Raw genomic sequence first — 16,851 nt, forward strand, 5'->3', positions numbered from 1 at the left:
TATGCGTGTGTGGCTGGAGCGAACCGGCCTGGGCCATGTGGCCATCCTGGCAGTCGTGCTGCTGGCACTGCTGCCGCTGGGGCTGGACATCTTCCGCCTGAACCTGGTGGGCAAGTACCTGTGCTATGCGTTTGTGGCCGTGGGCCTGGTGATGCTCTGGGGCTGGGGCGGTGTGCTGAGCCTGGGGCAGGGCGTGTTCTTTGGCCTGGGGGGCTACGCGATGGCCATGTTCCTCAAGCTCGAAGCCTCGGACAAGGTCAGCACCGCGATCCAGTCCACGCCGGGCATCCCCGACTTCATGGACTGGAACCAGCTCACCGCGCTGCCGCTGTGGTGGACGCCGTTCGAGTACCTGCCGTTTGCGTTGTTTGCGGTGGTGGCAGTGCCCGCGCTGCTGGCCTTCATCATTGGTTTTGCGATGTTCCGCCGCCGCGTGGGCGATGTCTACTTTGCCATCATCACCCAGGCGGTGGCGCTGATCCTGACGGTGCTGATCATCGGCCAGCAGGGCTACACCGGCGGCGTCAACGGCATGACCGATCTGCGCACGATGCTGGGCTGGGACATCCGCACCGACAGCGCCAAGTACATCCTCTACTACGTCTGCTGCGGCCTGCTGCTGCTGTCGGTCGTCGCCTGCCTCTGGATCCAGAAGAGCAAGCTGGGCACCTTGCTGCTGGCGATGCGCGACAAGGAAGACCGCGTGCGCTTCTCCGGCTACGACGTGTCGATGTTCAAGGTCTTTGTGTTCTGCCTGGCCGCTGCGATATCGGGCATTGGTGGCGCGATGTTTGCACTGCAGGTGGGCTTTATGTCGCCATCGATCGTCGGCATTGTGCCTTCCATCGAAATGGTGATCTTTGCCGCTGTTGGTGGCCGCATGAGCTTGGTGGGGGCCGTCTACGGCGCGCTGCTGGTCAACTTTGGCAAGACCTATTTCTCCGAGACCTTCCCTGATCTCTGGATGTTCTGCATGGCGGGCCTGTTCATCGTCGTGACCATGTTCTTCCCCAATGGCCTGGCGGGCCTGTATGCCAGCAAGGTCAAGCCGCTGCTGGCCCGGCGCGCAGCCAAACCGGTCAGCACACCCAGCCACGGCGCCGGCCCTGCCAGCACCAAGCCCGCAACCACCAGCAGCAAAGCGCAGGAGCCCGTCGCCGGCAAGCCCGCGGCCGAAGGCGTCTGAACCAGGAGCACGCAATGAGCAATACCGATTTCGCACTGGCGGTGGAGGGTTTGACGGTCTCCTTTGATGGCTTCAAGGCCATCGAGGACCTGACCCTCTATGTCGACAAGAACGAGCTGCGCGTGATCATCGGCCCCAACGGCGCGGGCAAGACCACCTTGCTCGACCTGATCTGCGGCAAGACCAAGGCCAGCAGCGGCAGCATCAAGTTCCAGAACCAGGAGCTGACGGGCATGGACGAGTACCTGCGCGTGCGCAAGGGCATAGGCCGCAAGTTCCAGACGCCTTCGATCTACGAGAACCTCTCGGTCTTCAAGAACCTGGAGGTGTCCTACCCCGAGGGGCGCTCGGTGTTTGGCGCGCTGCGCTTTCAGTGCACGCCGGCCGTGCAGCAGCGCGTGCAGGCGGTGGCACAGGAGATTGGCCTGGACCATGTGCTGGAGATGGAATCGGGCCTGCTGTCGCACGGGCAAAAGCAGTGGCTGGAGATTGGCATGCTGCTGATGCAGGAGCCCGAGCTGCTGATGCTGGACGAACCGATTGCCGGCATGAGCGCGCGCGAGCGCGAGCTGACGGCCGATCTGCTCAAGCGCATCTGCGTGGGCCGCTCGGTGATCGTGATCGAGCACGACATGGAGTTTGTGGCCCGCATTGCGCACAAGGTCACCGTCATGCACCAGGGCAAGATTCTGGCCGAGGGCTCGATGGAGGCCGTGCAGTCCGATCCCAAAGTCATCGATGTCTACCTGGGCCACTGAGGAGCCGCATATGCTGAAAGTCAACGATATCCACGTGGCCTACGGACAGAGCGAGGCGCTGCACGGCATCTCCTTCGAAGGCCGGCCCAACGAGACCCTGGCCATCATGGGCCGCAACGGCATGGGCAAGACCACCTTGTTCAAGGCGCTGATGGGCGTGCTGCCGCTCAAGAGCGGGGCGGTGCAGGTGGCGGGGCAGGATGTGTCGCGCGACGAGAGCTATCTGCGCGTGGCCAAGGGCATTGCCTATGTGCCCCAGGGCCGCATGATCTTCCCGACGCTGAGCGTCGAGGAGAACATCGAGACCGGTCTGGAAAATTCCCGTGACCGCAAGATTCCCGATGAGATCTACGCGCTGTTCCCGGTGCTGTGGGATATGCGCCGGCGCAAGGGCGGCAACCTCTCGGGCGGGCAGCAGCAGCAGCTGGCCATTGCCCGCGCGCTGGTCACCAACCCCAAGGTGCTGCTGCTCGATGAGCCCACCGAGGGCATCCAGCCGTCCATCATCAAGGACATCGCCAAGGCGCTCAACGAGATCCGCAAGATGCGCGAGATCACCATCGTCGTCTCCGAGCAGGTGCTGCATTTTGCGATGGATGTGGCCGACCGTCTCTTCGTGATCGAGGGCGGCCGCATCGTGCACGAGACCGACCGCGCCAACACCAACGAGGCCCATATCAAGTCGTACCTGTCGGTTTGACACCGCTTGCGCGGGCCGCCCGCGCGTTTCTTGTTCCATTGACTGCATCACAGGAGTTGCACATGCCCGAAACCCTGATCAAGGTTGATCTGTCCCAACCGGCCCCTTCCAACGAGAAGGTGCACAACCGCTGGCACCCCGATATTCCGATGGCCTGCTGGGTCAACCCCGGCGATGACTTTGTGCTGGAGACCTACGACTGGACGGGGGGCTTCATCCAAAACAACGACAGCGCCGACGATGTACGCGATGTGGACCTGACCACGGTGCACTACCTCTCGGGCCCGGTCGGCGTCAAAGGGGCAGAGCCCGGTGACCTCTTGGTCGTGGATCTGCTCGATATCGGTGCCAAGGACGAGAGCCAGTGGGGCTTCAACGGCTTTTTCTCGCAGAAGAATGGCGGCGGGTTCCTGACCGACCACTTTCCGTCCGCGCAAAAGTCGATCTGGGATTTCCAGGGCATGTTCACCACCTCGCGCCACATCCCTGGCGTGCGCTATGCCGGCCTGATCCACCCGGGCCTGATCGGCACCTTGCCCGATCCCAAGATGCTCGAGACCTGGAATGCGCGCGAGCAGGCGCTGATCGACACCAACCCGGACGGCAACCTGGCCAACCCGCCCTTTATGGCGACGGCGCACATGGGCCAGCTCAAGGGTGAGGCGCGCGACAAGGCCGCCGCCAGCGGCGCGCGCACCGTGCCCCCGCGCGAGCATGGCGGCAACTGCGACATCAAGGACCTCTCGCGCGGCTCCAAGATCTTCTTCCCGGTCTATGTCGATGGCGCCGGCCTGTCGGTGGGCGATCTGCACTTCAGCCAGGGCGATGGCGAAATCACCTTCTGCGGCGCCATCGAGATGGCCGGCTGGGTGCACATGAAGGTCTCCATCATCAAGGGCGGCATGGCCAAGTACGGCATCAAGAACCCGATCTTCAAGCCCAGCCCCATCGTGCCGACCTACAACGACTATGTGATCTTTGAAGGCATCAGCGTCGACGAATCGGGCAAGCAGTACTACCTGGATGTGAACGTGGCCTACAAGCAGGCCTGTCTCAACGCCATCGAGTACCTGAAGAAGTTTGGTTACTCGGGCGCCCAGGCCTATTCCATCCTCGGCACTGCCCCCGTGCAGGGCCATATCAGCGGCGTGGTGGATGTGCCCAATGCCTGCGCCACCCTGTGGCTGCCCACGCAGATCTTTGAGTTCGACATCAACCCCAATGCCGCCGGCCCGGTCAAGTACCTGGATGGCAGCATCGATATGCCGATCTCGTACGACAAGTAAGACGCTGGCTTGCGCGGGCCGCAGCGCCGGCCCGCTTTTATCTTTTTGTGCAGGAGACTTTGATGCCCACCTATGACTACGCCTGCCAGCGCTGCGGCGAATTCGATGCGCTGCGCCGCCTGTCCGACCGCAACCTGGCCTGTGCCTGCCCGCAGTGTGGCGCGGCCTCCGAGCGCGTCATCACCCAGGCCCCGCGCCTGGCCTGCACCTCTCCCCAGCAGCGCCGCGCCGCTGAGGTCAACGAACGCGCCCGCCATGCGCCGCGCATGTCGCGCGACAACGATCCTGGGGCTGGCAGCTATGGGCGGCTGCGGCATCCGAGTGGGTGCGGATGTTGCAGTGGGGGCGCCAAGACCGGTAGCGCTGCGGTTGCGGCGCAGCCAGCGCTGAAAAGCCAGGTGGGGAATCGGCCTTGGATGATTAGCCACTGAGGCGTGACTCCGCGACCTCCCGGCAACGGGATGCGGCGTTTATCCCCGCTATTCGCCGCAGTTTGTGCGGCGAATAGCGCTTGCCGTCCAACGCTTGCATGCGGCCCAAGAGAAAGCCTCCCTGGCACGTATAGACGCCAAGGAGGCTGAAAGGCTTTCAGGCGGCTCAAGGAATGACGGACCCCGCGCGCTGCGGAGCCCAGGCCGCTCAGGCGGCGTCTTTTTTGTTCCTGCGACGCAGGCCCAGCCAGGCGGCCAGGCCCAGTACGCCCAGCGAGGCTGCACCTGCGGCTCCTGCAATGGGCACGGGCACGGCGGCAGTGGGAATCACTGGTGGCGCAGTGACGCCAGCGCCTGTGATCGTGACCGATCGCGTCGTGGTCACGGGGGCGGTGAATGGGAAGGTCAGCGTGGCATTGGCCGCGCCAACCTGGGTAGGCGCGTATTGCAGCGTGACCGTGCATGCGCCCGCTGCAGGCAAGGTGGTGTTGGAGCAGGTGTCGGCTGTCAGGCTGAACTCTGCGCCCAGACTGTGGATCAGGCTGGCGACATCCAAAGGCAACGAGCCCACCCCATTGCTCAGGCTGATGGTTTGCTGCACCGTATTGCCCACGGTGACGTTGCCAAAATCCAGAGCCGTCGGGCTGATCGCAAAATCCATTGCTGCCACTTCCAGGCGCAGGCTGGCCTGGTTGGTCACGCCGCCTGCCGTGGCGCTCAGCACAATGTCTTGCACGTCTCCTGGGCTCGCGTCCTGGGCGACCGTGATGTTCACCACCACGGTTTGCGACGCCAATGGGCTCAGTGCTACGGGGGACGCAGGGCTGACTATGCTGGCGCTCCAGCCTGCTGGCAAGCTGTTGAGCGCCAATTCAGCGTTGACATCACTGCCGGCATTGAAGTTTTGAATGCTGAAGCTGCGTGTGATGGTTTGGCCAGGGACTACGGAGTCATTGGCCGGCGCAAAGACTTGCAAGGCGCCGGGGTCTGACCAGATTTCGGTGGCCTCAACGGCCCAGCGTGCGCCGGGTGCCAAGCTGGCTCTGTTCCACTGCAGGTAATAGCCTGCGTCTCGGTAGTTCGCATCGGCGGTACTGCTTAACTGGCCTGTTAAAGCTTGTTGGTTTCCTGCGCTATAGAAACCTGCGAAATACGCGGAAGCGGGCGTGGCTGGGTTGGCATAAAAGCCCATATAGCCGGTTGCTGCAAACGAGTCATTGCTGATGTAGACCATGCTGTTGTTGGCGTCATACCAACTGCGCGCCGAGTCAATGCCACCGAAGTAGCTGTCACCGCCATGGAAGAAACGCAGGTCGTTAAAAGTGTTGCTGCCCGTGTTCTCCAGTTCCCAGCGCTTGAGAATTTGTCTGTCACCATTCACATAGCTGAAGATTTGCGTGAATTGCACGCCACTGCTGCCGAGGGTGGTGACGGTGGTGATCGTGTAAGGGTCTCCAGCGGTGCCGCTGCCAGTGCGCACGTTGCTCACGGGAGCGACGGTTGGGCTCCCTCCGTAGCCAGTGGAATAGCGCGCCAGGGCATTGACGCCATCCAGGAAAATAACTGAACCCCAATCACTTTGACCGAAATACTGCCAGGCGCGATTGCCTGCCTGGTCAAGCCACACAGAAGGCCTACCGGTATCGGTCACACAGGCCTCCAAAGGATTCGGGGCTGAGGCATTAAAGCATTGCGTTTCTGCATAGCTGGCGGCACTCCCTGCCGTCAGACCAGCCAGCACCAGGGTTTGGGTAAAAGATCGGGAAACAGACATGAACGGAACTTCTCCATATTAAAAAAGCAATGCGCCTGTAGCGCAGATTCGCGTTGGCGAAGTGGCGACAGGCGAGGCATCAAGGCTTTGACCTTCAAGGCCATGGGCATTTACAACAATGCGATGTCCTTTTTTAACATTCTGTTAACTGTTTATCTATCCCTAGATTCAGGTAATTTGCAGCTTCATTTCTTCTCTTTGCAGCCATTCCAATACTCAAAAACTGCCATTGAATCCGTGGAGTTCGCATTCGCTTGGCGTGGTCGTTTGCGAGTCCAATGGATTCCCCTTGTTTTAATAGACAGTCTTTAGCTTCAAGCTCGAAGTTCTTCATAGTCTATGGCGCAGAGTCATCGTGGCCTTACGCCTCAACGCTCCTCAGTCATATTCGCCCTGGTACCTGTATCTTTTGGAACTGGTGGCAGCAATGTCAATGCCCGACATACTTCCCAAAAAGAACTAGTGCAGGGAGGGCGCGATTGCTTCTTTTAGTGGGCCCAGTGAGAAGCGGGCTCTGGCGGATTGATGTTTTCATTTCTCGGGAATGTGGCAAGAGGACAGATAGCCACACTGCACGACGTCAGTGGCTGATTTGACCATCCGCTGAAAATCTCTAATGAGGGAAATTCTGTTTTGGCCATTCTTCGGTATTTAAAATAAAATTCGCACGAGCAGCATTGGTGGTTCACTTCATCGGCCTGCCGCAGCAACGGAGATAGATCAGAATATTTGCAACGACCCAGCCTATGCCTGCGGTGATTACAAACGCTATTTGCCGCAAATCTTGCGGTTAATAAACCAGACAAATCACTGAAGCGACTTGGCGCAGGCATGGCGCCGCGCCCAAACAAAACGGCCACATCGCCTTGGGCGATGTGGCCGTTTTGCGTAGTCAATTTGCTGGATCGCAACCGCGCTCAGTCGTAACTCCGCGCATCCTCAATCACCTTGCCATCATTGGGCAGCTCGCCCGGGCGCAGCAGCGCGATGTCGGCGCGCAGCTTGGTGACTTCGCGCACGGCGTCGGCGATCTGTTCGGCCAGGCCCGCGCCCAGCTCGGTGGTTTCCACCTGCAGGCTCATCTGGTCCTGGGCCATGGCGCCGCTGACGACCAGGCGGGCCTTTTGCACCTGCGGGAAGCGTTTGACGACCTCGGCGATCTGGCCGGGGTGCACAAACATGCCGCGCACCTTGGTGGTTTGGTCGGCGCGGCCCATCCAGCCCTTGATGCGGGTGTTGGTGCGGCCGCTGGGGCATTGGCCGGGGAGGATGGCCGAGAGGTCGCCGGTGCCAAAGCGGATCAGCGGGTAGTCGGTGTTGAGCGTGGTGACGACCAGCTCGCCGACCTCGCCTTCGGCCACCGGGTCGCCGGTGCCGGGGCGCACGATTTCGACAATCACGTTCTCGTCCAGCACCAGGCCTTCGCGGGCCTCGGTCTCGTAGGCGATCAGGCCCAGGTCGGCGGTGGCATAGCACTGGTAGGCGGCGACACCCCGGGCGCTGAACCAGTCGCGCAGCGAAGGCGGGCAGGCCTCGCCGGAGACGAGCGCCTTGGTCAGCGATGCAATGCGCTGGCCCTGGGCTTCGGCCTTTTCCAGGATGATCTTCAAAAAGCTGGGCGTGCCGATGTAGCCATGGGGGTGCAGATCGGCCATGGCCTGCACCTGCTGCTCGGTCTGGCCGGTGCCGGCGGGGAACACGGTGGCGCCCAGCGCCTGGGCGCCCGATTCCATCATCGAGCCGGCGGGCACAAAGTGGTAGCTGAAGCTGTTGTGCACCAGCTCACCGGCGCGAAAGCCGGCCGCATAGATGGCGCGGGCCATGCGCCAGTAGTCACTGCGCTGGCCTTCGGGTTCATAGATGGGGCCGGGGCTGGCAAACATGCGCGGCATGGCGCTGCCAAAGGGCGCGGTGTTGAAGCCGCCAAAGATGGCGCGGCCCGGGTGCTGGGCGCGCTCGGCCTTCTGGCGCTCGAGCAGCTCATGCTTGCGGGTGACGGGCAGCTGCGCCAGCGCGGCGCGGCTGTTGATGCTGGCGGCATCGACGCCTTGCAGGATGCTGGCAAAGGCGAGGGAGTGTTGCTGGGCGTGCCGAATCTGGGCGGGCAGGCGGGCCATCAGATCGGCTTCGCGGGCAGCGGGGGCGCGGGACTCCAGATCGTCGTAGTGCGGGCTCATGCGGTTTCTCCGGGACGGGTAATCGGTATTTTTTGGGGGCGAATCTGCCGCAGACGCCGGCATCTGGGCATCGGCCGGCGCGGTAATCGGATCGTTGCAGGGGCTTAGGCCAGCCAGCGCTTTCTGCGCTTGTAGCTCTTGACGTCCTTGAAGCTCTTGCGCTCGCCGCCGCCCATGCCCAGGTAGAACTCCTTGACGTCCTCGTTGTTGGCGAGGTCCTTGGCGGCGCCGTCCATCATGATGCGGCCGCTCTCCATGATGTAGCCGTAGTCGGCGTACTTCAGCGCCATGTTGGTGTTCTGCTCGGCCAGCACGAAGGTGACCTTTTCCTTCTGGTTCAGGTCCTGCACGATGTTGAAGACCTCTTCGACGATCTGCGGCGCCAGGCCCATCGAGGGCTCATCGAGCAGCACCAGGCGCGGGTTGCTCATCAGCGCGCGGCCAATGGCGCACATCTGCTGCTCGCCGCCCGAGGTGTAGGCCGCCTGGCTGGTGCGGCGCGTCTTGAGGCGGGGGAAATAGTTGTAGACCTTGTCCAAGTTGGCGGCAATCTCGCCCTTGCTGGTGCGGGTGTAGCTGCCGGTGAGCAGGTTTTCTTCAATGGTCAGGTGGGCAAAGCAGTGCCGGCCTTCCATGACCTGCACGACGCCGCGCTTGACCAGGTCCGACGGGGTCAGCGCTTCGATGCGTTCGCCTTCGAGCTCGATGCTACCCTTGGTGACTTCGCCGCGCTCGCCCTTGAGCAGGTTGGAGATGGCGCGCAAGGTGGTGGTCTTGCCGGCGCCATTGCCGCCCAGGATGGCCACGATCGATTCGCGCGGCACCGACAGCGAGACGCCTTTGAGCACCAGGATCACATGGTTGTAGATCACCTCGATGCCGTTGACGACCAAAAGCGGCGCTGCTGCGGATGGGGTGGAAGCTGTTTGCGGGGAATCGGTCATGCCGTCACCTGATCTCTCAACAAAATGGAGGGCGGGCGGCCCCGGGGAAGCGGGCGCCTTCCGCAGTGGAAGGGCGCCAGGGGCCAGCCACGAGAGGCCCCGGGCCCATCAGGCCCAGGGACCACGCAGCCTTAGCTGCAGGAACGCGGCGTCACGTTCTTTTCCTTGGCGTACTTGTCGGCGTATTCCTTGACCAGCGGGTCGATCAAGGTCTTGTCCGATTGGTACCAGTCCGAGGTCACGTTGAACTTGCTGCCGTCCCAGGTGGCGATACGGGCCCAGTCGGCACCCAGGTGGTTGTCACAGCTGGTCTTGAAGGGGCGGATGATCTTGCCAAAGCCCAGCTCGTTCAAGCGCTCCTGGGTCATGTTCATGTTTTCCAGGCCCCAGCGCACCTGCTCGGAGGTCATGACCTTGCCCTTGCCGTACTTCTCTTGGGCGGTGCGGATGGCTTCGACCTGCAGCATCGCGATCACCATGCCGCGCGTGTGTGCCAGCTGGCCCAGCTCCTTGGGATCGGACGCGGTGCCCTGGCCCTTGTCGTACAGCGAGGCCTTGACGTCGTCATGCACTTTGTCGCGCTCGGCGGTGTTGTGGATGGTGACGGTGTTGTAGCCCTTGGCGCCGGCACCGATGTCCTTGACGTCATGGTCGGAGCCGCCCCACCAGATGGCGTACATCTTCTCGCGCGGGTAGCCGGTGGCCTGGGCTTCGCGCACGGCAGTTGGCGTCATCACGCCGGCCGACCACAGCAGCACATAGTCAGGGCGGTTCTGGCGGATCTGCAGCCAGGTGGATTTCTGCTCTACGCCGGGGGCGGTGACGGGCAGCAGCATCAGGTCAAAGCCTTCCTTGGCGGCGCGCTTTTGCAGCAGCGGGATGGGTTCCTTGCCATAAGGCGAGTCATGGTAGACCAGCGCGATCTTCTTGCCCTTGAGGCTGCCCTTTTCCTTCTTCAGGATGTCCTGCACGATGGAATCGGCAGCGGTCCAGTAGTTGCCCAGCAGCGGGAAGTTCCACTCGAACACCTTGCCATCGGCCGATTGCGACAGGCCGTAACCAGGGGTGATGACGGGCATCTTGTCGCCCGCGGCCTTGTCGGTCACGGCAAAGGTGATGCCGGTCGATTGCGTGTCAAAGCCGGAAGCGCCGCCGTCGCGGCCCTTGAGGCGCTCATAGCATTCCACGCCCTTGGCGGTGTCGTAGGCGGTTTCGCACTCTTCGAACTTGATCTTCACGCCGTTGATGCCGCCCTTGGCATTGACGAGCTTGAGGTAGTCCTGCTTGCCGTCACCCCATGGGATGCCCAGCGGTGCGAACTGGCCGGTGCGGTAGACCAGCAGCGGAACGAATTGCTCCTGGGCTTGCGCGGCCGGGGCAGCCATCATGGCCCCCATACCCAGGGCTGCCGTAGCAGCGGCGATCACAGCTTTCTTGAAAGACATGGTTCTATCTCCTTAGGGTTGTTGGGGCGGGTGACCCCCACTTGCGAACACTCTGCGTTGCTCTCGGTAAAAAACACTCAATGCGGGAACGGCCACAGACGCAGCTTCTGGCGGGCCGTGGCCCACAGCTTGGCCAATCCATGGGGTTCGACAATCAGGAAAAACACGATCAGCGCGCCAAACACCATGTGCTCCAGGTAGGTGGCGGTCGCCGTCGAGATCGGTAGGCCCAGCCAGTGCGGCACCTGGGTCAGAAAGATCGGCAGCAGCACAAAGAAGGCCGCGCCAAAGATGCTGCCCACGATGGAGCCCAGGCCGCCGATGATGATCATGAACAGCAGCTGGAAGGAACGGTCCAGGCTGAAGGCGGCGGGCTCCCAGGCGCCCAGGTGGACAAAGCCCCAGAGCGCGCCAGCAATGCCGACGATAAAGCTGCTGACGGCAAAGGCCGAGAGCTTGGCGTACATGGGGCGGATGCCGATCACGCTGGCGGCCACATCCATGTCGCGCATGGCCATCCACTCGCGGCCGATGGCGCTGCGCACCAGGTTCTTGGCCATCAGGCCCAGCACGCAGAGGATGACCAGGCAGAACAGGTACTTCTGCACCGGCGTCTCGATCGGCATGCCGAACACCTGCAGCTTGCCGGCGCTGACCGAGCCGGACGAGGAGTAGTTGCTGACCCAGGCGGCGCGGCTGGTGAGCCAGTCCATGAAGAACTGGGCCGCCAGGGTGGCCACGGCCAGGTACAGACCACGAATGCGCAGGCTGGGCAGGCCAAACAGTACGCCGACCAGCATGGACACCAGGCCGCCACCGATCAGCGACAGGATCAATGGCATGCCTTCAAAGCGCACATGGAAGTTGTAGGCCGCATAGGCGCCGGCTGCCATGAAGGCGCCAGTGCCCAGCGAGATCTGGCCGCAGTAGCCCACCAGGATGTTGAGCCCGATGGCGCCCAGCGACATGATCAGAAAGGGGATCAGCACCGCCTTGAAGGTGTAGTCGCTAAAGCCCAGGGGCACCAGCACAAAGGCCACCAGCAGCAGGGCGAGCATGGCCCACTTGTCCTGCAGCACCGGGAAGATCTGCTGATCGGCCGCGTAGCTGGTCTTGAACTGGCCATTTTCACGATAAAACATAGGTCAGTCTCCAGTTACACGCGGTCAATGATCTTGTACACATGGGCGCAGCCTGCGGCTGCCTGCTGCAGCAGCTTGCTGCAGCCACCGCATTCGCACTGCGAATGCGGTGCCGATTTCGCAAAATTCTTGTAGATGTATTTCATACACGGTCAATAATTTTGTCGCCGAACAGTCCTTGCGGACGGAACAGCAGGAAGCACAGCGCCAGGCCGTAGGCAAACCAGGTCTCGATACCGCCGCCTACATAGGGGCCCAGGTAGACCTCGGAGAGCTTCTCGCCCACGCCGATGATCAGGCCGCCGACGATGGCGCCGGGCACCGAGGTGAGGCCGCCCAGGATCACGACCGGCAAGGCCTTCAGGGCGACCAGCGACAGGGAATACTGCACGCCCAGCTTGGAGCCCCAGATGATGCCGACCACCAGCGCCACACAGCCAGCCACCGACCAGACAATGACCCAGATGCGCGAGAGCGGAATGCCGATGGACTGGGCGGCCTGGTGGTCATCGGCCACGGCGCGCAGCGCGCGGCCGGTCTTGGTCTTTTGGAAGAAGACGCTCAGCACCAGCACCAGCACGGCGGCAATGCCGGCGGCATACAGGTCTTCCTGGCTGATCAGCACGCCGCCCTGGAACATGTTTTCCAGGACGAACATGGGGTCCTTGGGCATGCCCACATTGATGCTGTAGACGGCCGAACCAAAGATCATCGGGCCCAGGCCGTCGAGGAAGTAGGCGATGCCCAGGGTGGCCATCAGCAGCGCGATGGGCTCCTGGTTGACGAGGTAGCGCAGCGCAAAGCGCTCGATCGCCCAGGCCACGCCGACCATGATGACCATCGCGACTACAAGCGCCAGCGCGATGCTGAGCACGCCGGGCTCCATGCCCAGCCACTTCGGAATCCATTCGGAAAAGCGGGCCATCGCCAGCGCGGCAAACAGCACCATCGCCCCCATGGCGAAGTTGAAGACGCCCGAGGCCTTGAAGATCAGCACAAAGCCCAGCGCGATGAGCGCGTAGAGCATGCCCACCATCAGGCCACCAAACAAAGTTTCAAGAAAAAATGCCATTGCGGTCCCCTGGGGTCTGTGCTCAGTGGCCCGCGCCCAGATAGGCGCGGATCACATCTTCGTTATTGCGGACTTCTTCGGGCGTGCCGTCGCCAATCTTCTTGCCGTAATCCAGCACCACCACCCGGTCGGAGATATCCATCACCACGCCCATGTCGTGCTCGATCAGCACGATGGTGGTGCCGAACTCGTCGTTCACATCGAGGATGAAGCGGCACATGTCCTGCTTTTCCTCGACGTTCATGCCGGCCATGGGCTCGTCGAGCAGCAGCACTTTGGGCTCCATCGCCAGCGCGCGGCCCAGATCGACCCGTTTTTGCAGGCCGTAGGGCAGCTGGCCCACGGGCGTCTTGCGGAAAGCCTGGATCTCCAGAAAGTCGATGATGTGCTCGACAAACTCGCGCTGCTGGATCTCTTCGCGCTGGGCCGGACCCAGGCGCAGCGCCTGCAGCAGCAGGTTGCTTTTGATCTGCAGGTTGCGGCCGGTCATGATGTTGTCGATCACACTCATGCCCTTGAACAGCGCCAGGTTCTGGAAGGTGCGGGCCACGCCCATCTCGGCGACCTGGCGGCTGTTCATGTGCGCAAAGGTCTGGCCGCGAAAGCTGATGGCGCCTTCCGAAGGCGTGTAGACGCCGTTGATGCAGTTGAGCATGGAGCTCTTGCCGGCGCCGTTGGGGCCGATGATGGAGCGGATCTCATGCTCCTTGACGTTGAAGGAGATATCCGTCAGCGCCTTGACGCCGCCAAAGCGCAGGCTGATGTTCTTGATGTCAAGAATGACGTCACCGATTTTTTTGCTCATGGGTGGCTTTCTCTTGGCTGGGCGCTCAGGCAACCGACTTCAGCGGCGCGAAGGTCTTGCTGTCGGCGATCTTCAAGGTGGCGCTGACGCTGCCGCTGCGGCCGTCTTCAAACTTCACCTGGGTCTCGATGAACTGCTCGCTGCGCCCGGCGTAGAGCGCATCGACCAGCACGCCGTACTTGTCGGCGATAAAGCCACGGCGCACCTTGTTGGTACGGGTCAGCTCGCCGTCGTCGGCATCGAGCTCCTTGTGCAGGATCAAAAAGCGCGTCACCTGGCTGCCGGCCAGCATGGCATCGGTGGCCAGGTCGGCATTGACCTTCTCGACGCAGTTCTGGATCAAGGTGTAGACCTGCGGCTTTTGTGCCAGGTCGGTGTAGCCGGCGTAGGGCAGGTTCTGGCGTTCGGCCCAGTTGCCCACGGCCTCGAAGTCGATGTTGATCATCGCGCAGACCTTCTCGCGCCCATCCCCCAGGGCCACGGCCTCCTTGATGAAGGGGAAGAACTTGAGCTTGTTCTCGACATACTTGGGCGCAAACATCGCGCCGTCGTTGCTGCCGCCTTTGAGGCGGCCCACGTCCTTGACGCGGTCGATGATCTTGAGCTGGCCGCTCTTGTCCAGAAAGCCGGCATCGCTGGTGTGGTACCAGCCGTCTTCGCTCAGCACCTCGGCCGTTGCCTTGGGGTTCTTGTAGTACTCCTTCAAGAGGCCGGGGGACTTGACCAGGATCTCGCCGTTGTCGGCCATCTTGATCTCGACGCCGCGAATCGGGTTGCCCACGGTATCGGCAAACACCTGGTTGTCCGGCTGGATGCAGACGAACACAGCGGTCTCGGTCGAGCCGTAGAGCTGCTTCAAGTTGATGCCGATGGAGCGGAAAAAGCTGAACAGGTCGGGGCCAATCGCCTCGCCGGCCGTATAGGCCACGCGCACGCGGCTAAAGCCCATGTTGTTGCGCAGCGGGCCAAACACCATCAGGTCGCCCAGCTTGTAGCTGATCTTGTCCAAGAGGCTCACCGGTTGGCCATCGCGCAGCGCCGGGCCCACACGCTTGGCCACCGCCATGAAGTGCTGGAACATCTTGCGCTTGATGAGGCCGGCGTCTTCCATGCGGATCATCACGCTGGTCAGAATGCCTTCGAACACGCGCGGAGGTGCAAAGTAGTAGGTGGGGCCGACTTCCTTGAGGTCGATCTGCACGGTGGCATTGGATTCGGGGCAGTTCACCACATAGCCGCAGGCCAGCCATTGCGAGTAGCTGAAGATGTTCTGGCCGATCCAGGCCGGGGGCAGGTAGGCCAGCACTTCCTCGCCATGGCCGAGCTTTTCAAACTCGGCGCCGGCCGAGGCGCTCTCCAGCAGCGAGCGGTGGGTGTGCACTACGCCCTTGGGGTTGCCGGTGGTGCCCGAGGTGAAGAACATCGCCGCCACATCGCCGTTTTGGGTGGCCTCGACCTGCTGCTGGAACCAGCCGGGGTTGGCCGCCACAAAGGTCTCGCCGCTGGCGATCAGGCTGTCGAGCGAGGCCAGGCCGGGCTCTTCGTAGTTGCGCAGGCCGCGCGGGTCGTCGTAGTAGACATGGCTGATCTGCGGGCATTGCTCGCGCAGCTCCAGCAGCTTGTCGACCTGCTCCTGGTCTTCGACCAGGCAAAAGCGCACCTCGGCATTGTTCAGCGGGAACACGCATTCGGCCGCCACCGCGTCCTGGTAGAGCGGCACAGGGATGGCGCCAATCGACTGGGCGGCCAGCATGCTGGCATACAGGCGCGGGCGGTTGGCCCCCATCAGCACCAGGTGCTCGCCGCGCGCCAGGCCCGCTTGCGACAGACCGGCCGCTATCTTTGCCACCATCACGGCCAGCTCGGACCAGCTATAGCTTTGCCAAATGCCGTATTCCTTTTCACGCAATGCTGCGGCCCCGGGCCGCTGGGCCGCGTGCTGCAGCAATAGCTTGGGAAATGTCGTTGACATGGTTGTCTCCTATGCCGTTTTTTGTAGATCACAAGTGCCATGCCTTGCGTCCTGTTGAAACCGAATGTAGATTCAGCTTTGACGTTGTTTTGTCTTTATGACGACAATCTGCGGGAAAACGCTGTAGGTACTTTCCTGCGGCTGGCAAATATTCCGGCGCTTGGGCCGAAGAAGGGGAGATATCGGATGGGACGTTGTCGATCTGCGCTGCTGGCAGCGCTGTTGGCGGGTAGCGCTTGGGCGGCACACAGCGCGGGCCTGCAGCGGTTCACGGTCGCGGGCGAGCCGCCGCTGCAGGCCATGCTCTGGACGCCTTGCGCCCAGCCGCCAGAGCCCATCAAGCGCGGGCCTTTTGAGCTGATGGCGACGGACAATTGCCCGGTGGCTGCCAGCGGCAAGCTGCCCTGGGTGGTCCTCTCGCATGGCTATGCAGGCAGTGCGCTCAGCCACTGGAATCTGGCCGCTGCGCTGGCCGATGGCGGCATCGCCGTGCTGAGCCTGAACCACAGCCTGGATTCGGCGCTGAACCTGGCGCAAGGCGGCAGTTTTGCGGCGCTGGAGGCGCGGCCCGCCGATGTGCGCCGCGCGATCGATGGCGTGCTGGCAGACAGCCGCTGGAGCGCCGTGCTCGATGCGCAGCGCATCGGTTTTCTGGGTTTTTCACGCGGGGCCTATACCGGCCTGGTACTCGCCGGTGCCAGGCCAGATTTTGCGCAACTGGCGGGCCATTGCCCCGAGCCGCAATCGCCCCTGTGCCAGGCGATCGCGCAGGGACAGGCGCCTGCGCTGAAGCCCCAGCCGGAGCCACGCATCAAAGCCATGGTGCTGGCCGATCCGCTGGCGGCTTTTGGTGCCAGCAGTGGTTTGGAAAAGCTGAAGCTGCCGCTGCAGCTGTGGGCGTCAGAACAAGGTGGGGAGGGCGTGCCTGCAGGCTCGGTGCAGGCGCTGGCCCAATGGCTGCCTGCCGGTAAGACTGCCAAGACGCCTGTGCATGGGGTGGCAGGTGCCGCGCACTTTGCGTTTTTGGCGCCCTGCAGTGCGCAGCTGGCGGCCGCCGCGTCGCAGATCTGCAGCGACCCGGCGGGCTTTGACCGCCGCGCTTTCCAACAGCGCTGGGCGGCTGAGGTGCTGGCGTTTTTCCGCCTGCAACTATAGAGAA

15 protein-coding genes are annotated in these 16,851 nt (G+C 62.5%); 6 read left to right on the forward strand and 9 right to left on the reverse strand.

Annotation, left to right across the window (positions count from 1 at the left end; genetic code table 11):
* Position 1: 1 nt before the first annotated feature.
* The 5 genes from urtC to WH367_RS05335 all read left to right on the forward strand — a co-directional run bounded on the left by urtC (position 2) and on the right by WH367_RS05335 (position 4,361).
* On the forward strand, positions 2–1,186 hold the full coding sequence (gene urtC, locus WH367_RS05315; protein WP_445228081.1) for an urea ABC transporter permease subunit UrtC: 1,185 nt from the start codon (positions 2–4) through the stop codon (positions 1,184–1,186).
* 14 nt (positions 1,187–1,200) lie between these two features.
* Positions 1,201–1,944 (forward strand): urea ABC transporter ATP-binding protein UrtD, encoded by a 744-nt coding sequence (urtD, locus tag WH367_RS05320; protein WP_021028661.1) that lies wholly within the window; start codon positions 1,201–1,203, stop codon positions 1,942–1,944.
* 10 nt (positions 1,945–1,954) lie between these two features.
* On the forward strand, positions 1,955–2,644 hold the full coding sequence (urtE, locus tag WH367_RS05325) for an urea ABC transporter ATP-binding subunit UrtE (protein ID WP_116926172.1): 690 nt from the start codon (positions 1,955–1,957) through the stop codon (positions 2,642–2,644).
* A gap of 62 nt (positions 2,645–2,706) precedes the next feature.
* Positions 2,707–3,930: a formamidase gene (gene fmdA / locus WH367_RS05330; protein WP_312987371.1), complete on the forward strand. Its 1,224-nt coding sequence runs from the start codon at positions 2,707–2,709 to the stop codon at positions 3,928–3,930.
* Positions 3,931–3,992: 62 nt separating this feature from the next.
* On the forward strand, positions 3,993–4,361 hold the full coding sequence (locus tag WH367_RS05335) for a zinc ribbon domain-containing protein (protein ID WP_339534691.1): 369 nt from the start codon (positions 3,993–3,995) through the stop codon (positions 4,359–4,361).
* Between the two features lie 208 nt (positions 4,362–4,569).
* On the opposite strand, the gene WH367_RS05340 is transcribed toward WH367_RS05335, so the two are convergent.
* The 9 genes from WH367_RS05340 to WH367_RS05380 all read right to left on the reverse strand — a co-directional run bounded on the left by WH367_RS05340 (position 4,570) and on the right by WH367_RS05380 (position 15,692).
* Complete coding sequence (locus WH367_RS05340) at positions 4,570–5,850, reverse strand: choice-of-anchor D domain-containing protein (protein ID WP_339534693.1); 1,281 nt, start codon at positions 5,848–5,850, stop codon at positions 4,570–4,572.
* Between the two features lie 1,202 nt (positions 5,851–7,052).
* Positions 7,053–8,312, reverse strand: a complete 1,260-nt coding sequence (locus WH367_RS05345) for a phenylacetate--CoA ligase family protein (protein ID WP_339534695.1) — start codon at positions 8,310–8,312, stop codon at positions 7,053–7,055.
* A 104-nt stretch (positions 8,313–8,416) separates the two neighbouring features.
* Positions 8,417–9,256, reverse strand: coding sequence for an ABC transporter ATP-binding protein (locus WH367_RS05350; RefSeq protein ID WP_021028666.1), 840 nt, complete (start codon positions 9,254–9,256; stop codon positions 8,417–8,419).
* 131 nt (positions 9,257–9,387) lie between these two features.
* Positions 9,388–10,701 (reverse strand): ABC transporter substrate-binding protein, encoded by a 1,314-nt coding sequence (locus WH367_RS05355; protein WP_021028667.1) that lies wholly within the window; start codon positions 10,699–10,701, stop codon positions 9,388–9,390.
* A 77-nt stretch (positions 10,702–10,778) separates the two neighbouring features.
* Positions 10,779–11,843 carry a branched-chain amino acid ABC transporter permease gene (locus tag WH367_RS05360; RefSeq protein WP_021028668.1) on the reverse strand — a complete coding sequence of 355 codons (1,065 nt, stop codon included), beginning with the start codon at positions 11,841–11,843 and terminating at the stop codon, positions 10,779–10,781.
* Positions 11,844–11,857: 14 nt separating this feature from the next.
* On the reverse strand, positions 11,858–11,989 hold the full coding sequence (locus WH367_RS05365; protein WP_021028669.1) for a hypothetical protein: 132 nt from the start codon (positions 11,987–11,989) through the stop codon (positions 11,858–11,860).
* Positions 11,986–12,915 (reverse strand): branched-chain amino acid ABC transporter permease, encoded by a 930-nt coding sequence (locus WH367_RS05370; RefSeq protein WP_021028670.1) that lies wholly within the window; start codon positions 12,913–12,915, stop codon positions 11,986–11,988. Before WH367_RS05370 ends, WH367_RS05365 begins: the two co-directional genes overlap by 4 nt.
* Positions 12,916–12,937: 22 nt before the next feature.
* Entirely contained in the window at positions 12,938–13,720 is a 783-nt protein-coding gene (locus WH367_RS05375; protein ID WP_021028671.1) for an ABC transporter ATP-binding protein, read from the reverse strand.
* A 25-nt stretch (positions 13,721–13,745) separates the two neighbouring features.
* Positions 13,746–15,692, reverse strand: a complete 1,947-nt coding sequence (locus WH367_RS05380; protein WP_339534698.1) for an AMP-dependent synthetase/ligase — start codon at positions 15,690–15,692, stop codon at positions 13,746–13,748.
* Positions 15,693–15,878: 186 nt separating this feature from the next.
* Here WH367_RS05380 and WH367_RS05385 point away from each other — a divergent pair, with 186 nt between their 5' ends.
* Positions 15,879–16,847 carry an alpha/beta hydrolase family protein gene (locus WH367_RS05385; RefSeq protein ID WP_339534700.1) on the forward strand — a complete coding sequence of 323 codons (969 nt, stop codon included), beginning with the start codon at positions 15,879–15,881 and terminating at the stop codon, positions 16,845–16,847.
* Positions 16,848–16,851: the final 4 nt, after the last annotated feature.

This window comes from Comamonas sp. MYb21, from assembly GCF_037479395.1.
Lineage (GTDB): Bacteria > Pseudomonadota > Gammaproteobacteria > Burkholderiales > Burkholderiaceae_C > Comamonas.

What these genes read in the sequence shown, in the direction of transcription:
- urtC (WP_445228081.1), top strand. Translation starts at nt 2, where the DNA reads ATGCGTGTGTGGCTGGAGCGAACCGGCCTGGGCCATGTGGCCATCCTG.
- urtD (WP_021028661.1), top strand. Translation starts at nt 1,201, where the DNA reads ATGAGCAATACCGATTTCGCACTGGCGGTGGAGGGTTTGACGGTCTCC.
- urtE (WP_116926172.1), top strand. Translation starts at nt 1,955, where the DNA reads ATGCTGAAAGTCAACGATATCCACGTGGCCTACGGACAGAGCGAGGCG.
- fmdA (WP_312987371.1), top strand. Translation starts at nt 2,707, where the DNA reads ATGCCCGAAACCCTGATCAAGGTTGATCTGTCCCAACCGGCCCCTTCC.
- WH367_RS05335 (WP_339534691.1), top strand. Translation starts at nt 3,993, where the DNA reads ATGCCCACCTATGACTACGCCTGCCAGCGCTGCGGCGAATTCGATGCG.
- WH367_RS05345 (WP_339534695.1), bottom strand. Translation starts at nt 8,312, where the DNA reads ATGAGCCCGCACTACGACGATCTGGAGTCCCGCGCCCCCGCTGCCCGC.
- WH367_RS05350 (WP_021028666.1), bottom strand. Translation starts at nt 9,256, where the DNA reads ATGACCGATTCCCCGCAAACAGCTTCCACCCCATCCGCAGCAGCGCCG.
- WH367_RS05355 (WP_021028667.1), bottom strand. Translation starts at nt 10,701, where the DNA reads ATGTCTTTCAAGAAAGCTGTGATCGCCGCTGCTACGGCAGCCCTGGGT.
- WH367_RS05360 (WP_021028668.1), bottom strand. Translation starts at nt 11,843, where the DNA reads ATGTTTTATCGTGAAAATGGCCAGTTCAAGACCAGCTACGCGGCCGAT.
- WH367_RS05365 (WP_021028669.1), bottom strand. Translation starts at nt 11,989, where the DNA reads ATGAAATACATCTACAAGAATTTTGCGAAATCGGCACCGCATTCGCAG.
- WH367_RS05370 (WP_021028670.1), bottom strand. Translation starts at nt 12,915, where the DNA reads ATGGCATTTTTTCTTGAAACTTTGTTTGGTGGCCTGATGGTGGGCATG.
- WH367_RS05375 (WP_021028671.1), bottom strand. Translation starts at nt 13,720, where the DNA reads ATGAGCAAAAAAATCGGTGACGTCATTCTTGACATCAAGAACATCAGC.
- WH367_RS05380 (WP_339534698.1), bottom strand. Translation starts at nt 15,692, where the DNA reads ATGTCAACGACATTTCCCAAGCTATTGCTGCAGCACGCGGCCCAGCGG.
- WH367_RS05385 (WP_339534700.1), top strand. Translation starts at nt 15,879, where the DNA reads ATGGGACGTTGTCGATCTGCGCTGCTGGCAGCGCTGTTGGCGGGTAGC.